A 12370-nucleotide genomic window follows, 5' to 3' on the forward strand; every position below is an offset into this window, starting at 1 on the left:
ATCGAGCTGCTCTAAATGAAACAAGAACTTGGGGATTTCATCGAAGCATCGGGATTGCTCGAGTACGACCCCACGGCAATTACCAAAATCTATAAGGGACATCCCAAAAGACTCTTTAAAAGACTTTGGCAAACCCTGATTCCGATAGGACTGTACTTATTGGGCATAGCTGCCGACAAAATTGTTGGGTTGCTTGAAAACACAACCAGGGCCAAAGCAAGAGCTAAAGAATTTGCAGAGCTTTTAGTAAGCCTAGGTCCAGCATTTATCAAGGCTGGACAAGCCTTGTCATCCAGACCAGACATCATTCCTGGAATCTTGCTAGAGGAGTTAGCACAATTACAAGACCAACTCCCAGGCTTCGATAGCGAACTGGCAATGGCTTGCATTGAAGAAGATCTAGAAAAACCAGTTGAAGAAATCTTTGAACATTTAGATAAAGAACCCATATCTGCAGCTTCTTTAGGCCAAGTTCATAAAGGTAAATTAAAAACTGGTGAAAAAATTGCGGTAAAAATACAAAGGCCAGGGCTCAGAGAGCAGATAACTCTAGATTTATACATTGTAAGGAATATTGCAAAATGGCTAAATAAATATGTTGGTTTAATTCGGAGCGATTTAGTCGCTTTGATAGATGAGTTAGGAAGAAGAGTCTTTGAAGAAATGGATTATCTTAACGAGGCAAATAATGCAGAAAAATTTAAACATTTACATGCTCACAACAAAATGATATGTGTTCCAAAGATATTTCCAAAAGCAACTAGCAGAAGGGTTCTAACGATGGAATGGGTAGATGGCGTAAAACTGACAAATTTAAAGGCTGTCAAACGTTTAGGTATTGATCCGAATAAAATGGTTGATATAGGAGTAAATTGCAGTCTTCAACAATTACTAGAGCACGGCTTTTTTCACGCTGATCCCCATCCTGGAAATTTATTAGCTTTAAAAGACGGACGGTTGTGTTATCTTGATTTTGGCATGATGAGTGAAGTAACAAGAGAATCAAGAACAGGGCTTATCAAAGCAGTTGTTCACCTAGTAAATAAACGATTTGGAAAGCTATCCAAAGACTTTGTGCAGCTAGGTTTTTTGTCAGAGGATGTTAATCTTGAGCCAATAGTACCTGAATTTGAAAAGGTTTTTACACAGGCAATAGAAATGGGTGTAAGTACTATGGATTTCAAAAGTGTCACAGATGATCTATCTGGTGTTATGTATAAATTTCCCTTTAAGGTTCCTCCTTATTATGCATTAATAATTAGATCTTTAATAACCTTAGAAGGCATAGCTTTAAGCGTTGATCCAAATTTTAAAATCCTTGGGGCCGCATACCCTTATTTTGCAAGAAGATTAATGGAGGATCCTGACCCTCAACTGAGATCTAGCCTCAAAGAAATGTTGTTTGACGGTGATACATTTAGATGGCAAAGACTACAAAATCTTATAGCCAGTGCCGCCAGCCAAGCCGAATTAGATCTAGAAACTCTGTTAGATCAGGTTTTAGATTTGTTATTCTCTAAAAAAGGTGGTTTTCTCAGAGATGAACTTGTAGAGAGCCTAATTAAACAAATAGATATTCTAGGATGGCAAGCATTCCTAAAAGCAAAGAAAAAATTGAAAGAACCATTTAAAAAAAATCAAGTTTTTCAAGAAGATAATATTAATAGCATCGACCTGAGAAGCCTTGTACCTCTTCGAGATTTATACAACGTACTTCAAAAGACTCCCGGTTATAGTCCAGAATTAATTTTTAAAAAAATACCTAGATTAATCAACGAAAAAGATACAAGAAAAATGAGCTTAAAAGTTGCGAAAGGCGTAGCAGAAAAAGGAATAGTTAGATTGATAAAAGTAGCAGCTAAAGTTCAAAACTAAATCTATGTGCTATAAATAAATTATGAAGATCAAACCCAGTAACCTAATAAAAGCAATCTTCGGGGCTGGAATAAGTTTGCTAATTAATTGTCCAAGAGGACAAAGTGCAGAACATATAGCATTTATGAGCGGAGCCTTTAAACGAACTATACCTGTTTCAGACTTGGAATATCTAGCAAACACAGGCAAGACAAGAGGTCTTCTATCGGATATAATTAGACTAAGCAATCAAGATCCTAAAAAAATTGCTAATCTTTTAAGTGAAAAGGTTGAACTAAAGCTTTTAGTAACCAGCAGATTAATGCATAGCAAAATTGGAAATGTTATTATAGGAAGAACTACAAAAGTTATTTATCCAAGTAAAGTAAGCAAACAATCTGTAAGTATACCTGCGATTAGATCAGCCGCCATCAAAGCGATTTATCAAGAACAAGGAAAAATAAATCTGATAGATTTTATAAAAGCTTATCCAAATAGAGTTATGACAGTCAATATTCCCGAACTCTCTAAAGTTTTAGGAAAAATAGAGTCTATATCTGATTTAATCAGATTTTTCTCTAATTCTCCCCTAGAACGTCTTAAAGAGCCTAAGGCGAAGGCCTAAATTGGGTATAGGTAGCTCTGTGTTTACTAGTGTCTCTAATTAACAAGCTTATACGACCCTTTGCTGCTACTGGGTCACAGTGCATATGGCCAGGGCTGATAGAAGCCTATAGACCTTTTCTGCCGGTCTCTGAAAAAACCCCTGTTATCACTCTTCAAGAAGGGGCTACTCCATTGATTCCAGTTCAATCAATAGCCAATCGTATAGGTAGAGGCGTAAAAGTATTTGTGAAATACGACGGATTGAATCCAACAGGATCTTTTAAAGATAGAGGAATGACAATGGCATTGAGCAAAGCTAAAGAAGAAAACTCTGAAGCAGTCATTTGTGCCAGCACTGGAAACACCTCTGCATCAGCTGCTGCATATGCGAAAAGAGGTGGAATGAAAGCCTTTGTTTTAATACCTGATGGATACGTTGCTCAAGGGAAACTAGCTCAAGCACTTGTATATGGAGCAGAAGTTATCTCCATTAAAGGAAACTTTGACGCAGCATTAGAAATAGTGCAGAAAATGTCGGATCAATACCCAATTACTCTAGTTAATTCTGTAAATCCATATCGGCTTCAAGGACAAAAAACTGCTGCTTTTGAAATTATTGATAGCCTTGGTGATGCACCTGATTGGCTATGTATTCCAATGGGGAATGCTGGCAATATAAGTGCTTACTGGATGGGTTTTAAAGAGTATTTTAAACATAAAAAAGCAAAAAAATTACCAAAAATGATGGGTTTTCAAGCAAGTGGTTCAGCACCTTTAGTCCAAAATAAAATAATAAAGGAGCCTGAAACGATTGCAACAGCAATAAGAATAGGCAATCCAGTTAATAGGGAGAAAGCTATTAACGCTAAAATTGAAAGCAAAGGTGAATTTCTTGCTGTTACTGATGAAGAAATCGTAGAAGCATACAAAATGCTAGCCTCTAAAGAAGGTATTTTTTGTGAGCCAGCAAGTGCTGCATCAGTCGCCGGATTGCTAAAAAGAAAAGACAATATTCCACTTAATTCTACTATTGTTTGTGTTTTGACGGGCAATGGATTAAAAGATCCAGATTGTGCTATTTCAAATAATGATGCTGTATTTCATATAAAAGTTGAAAATAATCTAGATGTTGTAGCTAAAACAATGGGATTTTAAGAAAAGACTAAAAAAATAAAGAATGTTAAGTTTCTCCTTGTAGAAAAACAATGTTTAAAGGTGTGGAAAATTAAGTACAAAGGAGTAAAAACTCAATAAATTTTTTCCACAAATATTATTTTTTGTGGATAACAACTCTTAATCCACTTTCCTGAAAATATTTTCCACACCCAATAATTAACAAATGCCAGTGATTGAAAGGGATTAAGAGCTTTTCCACCGTTTCCACAAAACCTACTACTACTAAGGTTTTAATAGTTTTAAAATAAGAAAAGAATATAGAAGAAGAGAGACAGCTTGTTGATTCCATGGAAGAATGGGATTCCTTTCTCCTCGTTTAGTTGTTACCTTGACGAGATGAAACTAGTCTGCTCTCAGCTTGAACTGAATACAGCTCTTCAATTAGTCAATAGAGCTGTTGCAACTCGGCCAACGCATCCTGTACTGGCAAATGTACTTTTGACTGCGGATGCTGGTACTGGTCGTTTTAGCTTGACTGGATACGACTTGAATTTGGGCATTCAAACGTCTATCTCAGCTTCGGTAGAGGATAGTGGGGCTATAACTTTGCCTGCTCGTATTTTTGGAGAAATAGTGTCTAGGTTCCAATCTGATTCTCCTATAACCCTTTTGAGTGACTCTGATGGTGAGCAGGTTGAAATCACAAGTTTAAGTGGAAGTTATCAAATGCGTGGAATGAATGCTGATGATTTTCCTGATCTCCCTTTGGTGCAAAGCGGTACAACGTTTAAAGTTCATCCTAATTCCTTACTTAATTCTTTAAAAAGAACTCTTTTTGCAAGCAGTTCAGATGATGCTAAGCAACTTTTAACAGGTGTACACTTTACTTTTACTGATCATTCTATAGAAGCTGCTGCAACAGATGGCCATCGTTTAGCTGTATTAAGTTCCAGTGATGCTGTTTTGAATGAGACAGAACAAAATCAGTCGGATTCGTTTTCAGTTACTTTGCCCTCTAGGTCCCTTCGCGAAGTTGAAAGATTGATCTCCTCTTGGAAACCAAGTGAGCCAATTAGTTTATTTTGTGACAAAGGTCAGGTTGTTTTTCTCGTTGAAGATCAAGTAATTACTAGTCGAACACTAGAAGGAAGCTATCCTAATTATTCACAGTTAATTCCAGATCAATTTAGTCGTAGTATTGAGATTGAGAGGTTAAACTTTATTTCTTCTTTAGAAAGAGTTGCTGTTTTGGCTGACCAACATAATAATGTTGTAAAACTTTCTACCGCTCCGGATCAAGGTCAGCTTCGTATTTCTGTCGATGCTCAGGATCTTGGTTCAGGATCTGAATCAATACCAGCTAATTTAAAAGGTGATTCTATTCAAATAGCTTTTAATGTTCGTTATGTTTTAGATGGTCTTAAATCTATGGATGATAAAATTGTTAAGCTAAATTTTAATGCTCCTACAACTCCAGCTGTCTTTAGCCCGGAATCTGATGAAGGTTCTTTCATGTACTTGGTTATGCCAGTTCAAGTAAGATCTTAAGTTTTGTCTATACCAGAAAAGTTCCTTTTAAGTGATCTATTGCAATATAGAGTTCGTTGTAATGAAGGTATTGATCATGGACCAGGGTTAACAATTTGGATGCATCCTCCTGTACACAGGGTTTTGGGTTGGGTTAGCAAACCTTCTGCTATTAAGCTTGAACGTGCAGTTTGGCGCTTAGATCAATTAAGAGGGTTTTCGGAAAAGGAGGTTTTTGTTAAAGGGAGACCTTCCTTGAGTGATCAAATAACTTTAGAAAGATTGCCTACACTTATTGATGCTGATTTGCTTGATATTGATGGCCAAAAATTAGGTCAAATTGCAGATGTCAATTTTGCAACTAAAACCGGTGAGATTTTACAGTATTTAATTTCTCGAACTGATCCTCGATTACCAGGTACTAGTAGGTGGAGTTTGGCTTTGGATCGGATAGTCGACCAACAACCTGGATATGTAAAAACGTCCCTTTCAACAATTGATGAGCTCCCTTTGATTAGATCAAGTATTCGAGAAGATATATTAAGACGTTCTAAATTTTTTAGGGATCAATTTTCCCAACTAACAGATAAGGCCGGTGATCGTTTGGAGGGTTGGCTAGAAGAACCACCCTGGGATGATTTCATTAGTAGAACTTGGGAAACACGTGAGAAAATAACGAGAAAAGCTCCAAGCAGATATCAATCATCTGAAGATCATTGGCTACATGAAGATGAAGAAGAATATTTTTCAGAGTTTCCTGATCAAATTACGGAAAATCAAGAACACCAAAATCCTTCAGAGCTTATAGATAATGAAGAAGATCCTTGGGTTTGATGATTTCAGGTCAAACTCTTCATTAGCTTCCTTTTTTACTCGTGGCAGATTTTGAACATGCAGCTGTGGAATACAACGTTGAGCAAGCTCTCCGCCAAGAAGGCTTGAAGCCTCAAGATTATGATGAAATTTGTCGTCGTCTAAATCGTCAGCCTAATAGAGTTGAGTTGGGTATGTTTGGTGTCATGTGGTCTGAGCATTGTTGTTATCGTAATTCAAAACCACTTTTAAGCTCTTTTCCAACAGATGGACCCCAGATTCTTGTTGGCCCTGGAGAGAATGCAGGAGTTGTTGATCTTGGAGAAGGCCAACATTTAGTATTTAAAATAGAAAGTCATAATCATCCATCCGCGGTAGAACCTTTTCAAGGAGCAGCAACAGGAGTTGGGGGAATATTGCGTGATATTTTTACTATGGGAGCTAGGCCAATTGCTTTGTTAAATGCGTTACGTTTTGGTCCTTTAGATGATGATAACAATATTTCTTTAATGGAAGGAGTTGTTTCTGGCATCGCTCATTATGGAAATTGTGTAGGTGTTCCGACAGTAGGAGGAGAAGTTGCTTTTGATAGTAGTTATTCGGGTAATCCTTTAGTCAATGCAATGGCATTAGGATTAATGGAAACAGACGAAATAGTTTGTTCAGGTGCACAAGGGATTGATTACCCAGTTCTTTATGTTGGAAGTACAACTGGGAGAGATGGCATGGGAGGAGCAAGTTTTGCTAGTGCAGAATTAACAGATACTTCTTTAGATGATCGTCCTGCTGTTCAGGTTGGTGATCCATTTTTAGAAAAAGGGTTAATAGAGGCTTGCTTAGAAGTTTTCAAAACAGGTGATGTTGTTGCAGCTCAAGATATGGGGGCAGCAGGTTTGACCTGTAGCTGTTCAGAAATGGCTGCTAAAGGTGGTTTAGGTATAGAGCTGGATTTGGATCTCGTTCCTGCAAGAGAGTTAGGTATGTCGGCATATGAATTTTTGCTTTCGGAATCTCAAGAGCGAATGTTGTTTGTTGTTAAACCTGGAAAAGAAGAAATAGTTATGAGTAAATTTAAAAAATGGGATTTACATGCAGCTGTAGTTGGAAGAGTCTTAGAAGAAAATGTTGTAAGAGTTATTTATAAAGGAAAACTTGAAGCAGAAATCCCCGCTTCAGCATTAGCAGATGACACGCCAATTGATCAACATGAATTAACTCAGAAGATTCCTTCTCAGGTAAGTAATCTTTGGAATTGGAATGAGTCTGAACTACCTTTAGCTAATATACATGGATTAGAAGTCAATAATAAAATTATAGATTGGAATACTTTAGTATTATCTCTTCTAGATTCCCCTACTATAGGTTCTAAAAGGTGGGTCTATGAACAATATGATTATCAAGTTCAAGCTAACACATTAATAAAGCCTGGTGATTCGGATGCCGCTATTGTTCGATTGAGATCTCAACTAGATAGCCATTCTAATGGTTCAAATCGAGCTATAGCTGCAGTAGTAGATTGTCCAAACAAATGGGTTTATTTGGATCCAGAGAGAGGGTCTGAAGCTGCTGTTGCTGAGGCCGCTAGGAACCTTTCCTGTGTTGGAGCAAAGCCTCTAGCAGTAACTGATAACCTTAATTTTTCTTCGCCACAAAGCTCACTGGGTTATTGGCAATTAGCAATGTCTTGTAAAGGAATATCAAATGCTTGCAAATTATTTGAAACACCAGTAACTGGGGGGAATGTTTCACTTTATAATGAAACCAAAGGAGCTAATGGCAGTATTCAACCAATTCAACCTACACCTGTTATTGGGATGGTTGGGTTAGTTGATAATATTGAAAATATAAAAGGACAGGGTTGGCATTCTCCTGATGATAATATTTATCTTTTAGGAGTCCCTTTTGAAAATTCTTCTGCATTAGACTCACGCATAACACTTTCTGGTAGTAATTATTTGGAGGTAATTCACGGTAAGGTTCTAGGAAGACCTCCTACAATTGATATTGATTATGAGTTATTAGTACAAAATATATTAAGAGATCTTATTTCCCAAGATCTAATACAATCAGCACATGATCTGAGTGATGGAGGCTTGGCTGTTGCATTATCAGAATCCTCGATTAGTTCTGGTTTAGGAGCAGACATAAACCTTCCAAAAACTACTGGAAGGATAGATAGGCTTTTATTTGCTGAAGGAGGACCTCGTATTCTTTTAAGTGTCTCAGCTAATCAGTTAGATTCCTTTAAATCCTATATAGAGAATGATACATGTTCTGGAGATTTTCATCATTTAGGGATTGTTAGCGATGATAAGAAATTGCTTATTAGATATGATTCGCAACCTTTAGTTTATTTATCAGTTGAAACTCTTACAAATTCCTTTGAGGGTGCAATTCCAAGTAGGATTTGCTAACCCCTCTTTATTTCTACCTATCATTTTATGTTCTTCTTTTTTCACTTTTATATAGTCAGAGGAATTATTTGAATGTGCGGAATTGTCGGTATTGTTTCTTCAGAGCTTGTTAATCAGCAGATTTACGACAGTCTCTTACTCCTCCAGCATCGTGGTCAAGATTCCACAGGCATTGCAACTATGGATGGGAGTGTTTTTCATATGCATAAAAATAAGGGTCATGTACGTGAGGCTTACAGAACTAGAGACATGAGATCGTTATTGGGTAATCTAGGTTTAGGTCATGTTCGTTATGCGACTAAAGGAGCAGCTGATAGAGAAGAGGAGGCTCAGCCTTTTTATGTAAATGCTCCATATGGCATTATTTTGGTACATAATGGAAACTTAACTAACACTAGAGAAATAGAAAAAGAGCTTTTTAATGTTGATTGTCGTCATACAAATACTACTAGCGATACAGAAATGTTGCTGAATGTGCTTGCAACAGAATTGCAGGGACAAGCGTCAGGACAGAAAAGAGAATTATCACCAGACAATGTTTTTTCTGCTATATCCTCTGTCCATAAAAGAGTAGAAGGGTCTTATGCGGCAATAGCACTAATTGCAGGTCAAGGATTAATTGCTTTTAGAGATCCCTTTGGAATACGTCCGTTAGTAATTGGTAGACGAGAATCTAATTCAGGAGAAATCGAGTGGATTGTAGCAAGTGAGTCTTTGGTTTTAGAGAATGGGGATTATTCGATTGTGCGTGATGTACAGCCCGGCGAAGCTATTTATATAAGTTCAAACGGAGAATTTTTCTCTCAGCAATGTGCAGAAGAGTCCTATTTGGTGCCCTGTTCTTTTGAATATGTCTATTTAGCACGTCCCGATTCAATCATGAATGGAATTTCTGTTTATGAGGCACGTTTAAAAATGGGAGATTTATTAGCAGATACTATTAGAAAAGAAATTTCTTCTGGAGATATAGATGTTGTTATGCCTATACCGGACTCATCCCGTCCTGCAGCTATGCAGGTCGCAAGGGGTCTAGGTATTGAGTACAGAGAGGGGTTTTTTAAAAATAGATATGTAGGTAGAACATTTATCATGCCAGGTCAATCTAAAAGAAAAAAATCTGTTCGCCAGAAATTAAATGCTATGGGATCAGAGTTTAGAGGTAAAAATGTTCTTATAGTCGATGATTCTGTTGTAAGAGGCACTACCTCCAAAGAAATTGTTCAAATGGCTAAACTGGCAGGAGCAAATAATGTTACCTTTACTTCAGCCGCACCCCCAGTCAGGTTTCCCCATGTTTATGGTATTAATATGCCATCAAGGAAGGAATTAATTGCTTATAATAGAAGTGTTAGTGAAATAGCGCAGGAATTATGTATAGATAGTATGGTATATCAGAAGGTAGAAGATTTAAAAGAAGCTATTACTATTGGTTCAAATATAGATAGACTAGATATGTCCTGTTTTACAGGAGAGTATATAACTGGCAAAATATCAAAAGAGTATTTAAACTGGGTAGAGTTAACCCATCTTTCATAAAATTAGTTTATTAAAGTATATATTTTTTCAATTACTTCTTGATCTCTTAGCTCTAAGTTAGATATGTTTAATTTTTGACTTGTATCTAATATAATATTCTTTGCATTTACCCGCGTATTTCTGCCAGCACTAGTAGTTAATGAAATTAAAGTTTCTCCATCAGCGACATCTATTATTTTGTCAAATTGGGATGTTTTTTCTTTGATTTCTATTCCAATATCACCTAAGGAACCTCTTGTAGTAGATCTAATATGGGATATATCTAGTTTGGCTAAAAGGCCGTTTTCAGAAGCGATGAATAGTGTCTTATGTTCTTGATTTTGATATGCTACGGCCCCCGCAATATTTTCGTTAGGCAGTAATCTCATTGTAGTTGGACCCTGGGCGAGTTTTCCCATTATTGGTAAGTTTTTATCATTGACAGAAAGTTTTAGCATTCTCCCAATATCACTTACTATAATTATTTCAGATTTTGGGTAGCAAATAATAGCTGATTTTAATAATATGCCTTTTTTTAATTTTAAAACTGTTGAAGCTCTGCCTGACATTTCTAGTATTTCATCTAAGGGAAGCCGTTTAAATCTCCCGTCACTACTTAGTAAGCCAAGAGTTAGTTTTTGATCTAAAGGTAGTGAAAGTATCTTGACTATCTTTTCTCCTTCTAGTCCACCTGGTAAAAATTTATCTATTGTTCCAGGTTGTTGTCCAGCAAATTCCCATCTAATTAGAGCAACTCTTCCATTTTCTGTTACGGCTAGTAATCGTGGTTTTGATTCTATTGATAAAATTATTTCAGCAGGAGAGATTTCATTGTTCAAACTAGACTCTTGATCTAAATGAAGTCGGCCAAGCGTTTGCGGGCTTACGATTTTGACCTGTCTATCTGCTTGTATAATTATTTTTCCATCTTTATTTAGAGCTTCGAAGGCTTGTTGACGTTGTAATTCTGTATTTGGTCTTTGACTGGCTGTTTTCTCAGCCAAAAGCTCATCACCACCTTCTATTAATCTAGTTTTTCTAGGATTCCCAAATTTCTTTTTTAGGGCTTTTAATTCTTCAATTATTTTCTTTAGTAATTGATCTCTATTATCTAAAAGACTTTTTAGCTCCTTTCTCTTTAAATCTAAATTTTTCGATTCCTCTCTTAATGTTTTCTGTTCTAAACCAGTTAAACGTCTTAGTGGCATAGCTAAGATCGCATCTGCTTGTTTTTCCGTGATTTCTAAATGAACGATTAGCTTGGCTCTTGCCGCTCCAACCTCAGGCGCATCTTGAATCAAATTTATTACTTCCTTTAAATTATTTAAAGCTTTAATTAATCCATTAACGACTTTTAATCGCTCTTCTGTTTTTGTTAAGGAAAATTGTATTCTCCTAACAACAGTCAACTCTCTGTATTCAACAAAGGTTTGCAATAAAAGCTTTAATGATAATTGTTTTGGTTGTCCATTCACAAGGGCAAGCATTATTGCCCCAAAATTGCTTTGAAGTGATGTTTTTCTATGTAGGTCCTTAAGAACTTTGTCGGCGTCTACATCTCTTCTAAGTTCTACAAGTATTCGCATACCATCTCTATCACTTTCATCACGAATATCGGCAATTCCTCCTATTTTGCCTTCATTAACTTGATCAGCTAATTTTTCAATCCACCCTGCTTTGCTTAGCTGATAAGGAAGTTCTGTGACAACTACAGCTCTTCGTTTGTGACGGCCTTTACCCGGTTGAACTTCTTCTATATGAGCTAAACCTCTCATAGGAATACTTCCTTTTCCTCTTAAATAAGTTTCTCTAAGCCCACTTCCTTTCAGAACTTCTCCGCCAGTAGGAAAGTCTGGCCCCGGTATGATTTCAGCTAATTTTTCATCACTTAACTCAGGTTTTTGAATCAGTGCAATAAGCCCATTTACAAGTTCGTTTAAATTATGTGGTGGAATTGAAGTAGCCATTCCTACAGCAATTCCTGAGCATCCGTTTAACAGCAGAAAAGGAAGTTGCGCGGGAAGCACACTCGGTTCTTGCTGTGACCCATCAAAATTTGGGTTGAAATCAACTGTGTTTTCCCCTATTTCATCTAGAAGGGCTTCGTGAGCTATCGGAGCCAATCGTGTTTCTGTATAACGCATCGCTGCTGGTGGATCGTCATCAACAGAACCGAAGTTCCCATGACCATCTAAAACTGGATATCTACTAGCGAAGTCCTGTACTAAACGGACTAGTGCGTCATATACAGCTTGGTCTCCATGTGGATGGTATTTACCTAAAACATCACCAACTACACGCGCACACTTTCTATATGGCCGATCAGGAGTTAATCCAAGTTCGTGCATAGCGAAGAGTATTCGCCTTTGAACAGGTTTTAAGCCATCGCGAGCATCTGGTAATGCTCTTCCTACGATTACGCTCATTGCGTATTCGAGATAGGAGCGCTGCATCTCTTGATGCAGGGAAATTGGTTTCAGGCGCTCCTTGGCCATTCAATGCACCAAATAGTTAGCGGAAAACGG

At 37.1% G+C, this 12370-nt stretch carries 8 protein-coding genes; 7 read left to right on the forward strand and 1 reads right to left on the reverse strand.

Going from position 1 to position 12370, the window contains the following annotated elements; translation table 11 throughout:
* Window positions 1–15: 15 nt before the first annotated feature.
* From SOI83_RS06315 to purF, 7 genes are all read left to right on the forward strand, one after another.
* A complete protein-coding gene (locus SOI83_RS06315; RefSeq protein WP_320675852.1) occupies window positions 16–1875 on the forward strand; it encodes an AarF/ABC1/UbiB kinase family protein in 1860 nt (619 codons plus the stop codon).
* A gap of 22 nt (window positions 1876–1897) precedes the next feature.
* Window positions 1898–2479 carry an alpha/beta hydrolase gene (locus tag SOI83_RS06320; RefSeq protein WP_320675853.1) on the forward strand — a complete coding sequence of 194 codons (582 nt, stop codon included), beginning with the start codon at window positions 1898–1900 and terminating at the stop codon, window positions 2477–2479.
* A gap of 29 nt (window positions 2480–2508) precedes the next feature.
* Window positions 2509–3615: a threonine synthase gene (gene thrC, locus SOI83_RS06325; protein ID WP_414153399.1), complete on the forward strand. Its 1107-nt coding sequence runs from the start codon at window positions 2509–2511 to the stop codon at window positions 3613–3615.
* A gap of 357 nt (window positions 3616–3972) precedes the next feature.
* On the forward strand, window positions 3973–5124 hold the full coding sequence (gene dnaN / locus SOI83_RS06330) for a DNA polymerase III subunit beta (protein ID WP_320675854.1): 1152 nt from the start codon (window positions 3973–3975) through the stop codon (window positions 5122–5124).
* A gap of 3 nt (window positions 5125–5127) precedes the next feature.
* Window positions 5128–5937 (forward strand): RNA methyltransferase, encoded by an 810-nt coding sequence (locus SOI83_RS06335; RefSeq protein WP_320675855.1) that lies wholly within the window; start codon window positions 5128–5130, stop codon window positions 5935–5937.
* A 41-nt stretch (window positions 5938–5978) separates the two neighbouring features.
* Window positions 5979–8330 carry a phosphoribosylformylglycinamidine synthase subunit PurL gene (gene purL, locus SOI83_RS06340; protein ID WP_320675856.1) on the forward strand — a complete coding sequence of 784 codons (2352 nt, stop codon included), beginning with the start codon at window positions 5979–5981 and terminating at the stop codon, window positions 8328–8330.
* A gap of 72 nt (window positions 8331–8402) precedes the next feature.
* Window positions 8403–9866 (forward strand): amidophosphoribosyltransferase, encoded by a 1464-nt coding sequence (purF, locus tag SOI83_RS06345; RefSeq protein WP_320675857.1) that lies wholly within the window; start codon window positions 8403–8405, stop codon window positions 9864–9866.
* 2 nt (window positions 9867–9868) lie between these two features.
* Here purF and SOI83_RS06350 read toward each other — a convergent pair whose 3' ends face one another.
* Window positions 9869–12340, reverse strand: a complete 2472-nt coding sequence (locus tag SOI83_RS06350) for a DNA topoisomerase (ATP-hydrolyzing) (RefSeq protein WP_320675858.1) — start codon at window positions 12338–12340, stop codon at window positions 9869–9871.
* Window positions 12341–12370: the final 30 nt, after the last annotated feature.

Source organism: Prochlorococcus sp. MIT 1300 (genome assembly GCF_034092375.1).
GTDB lineage: Bacteria > Cyanobacteriota > Cyanobacteriia > PCC-6307 > Cyanobiaceae > MIT-1300.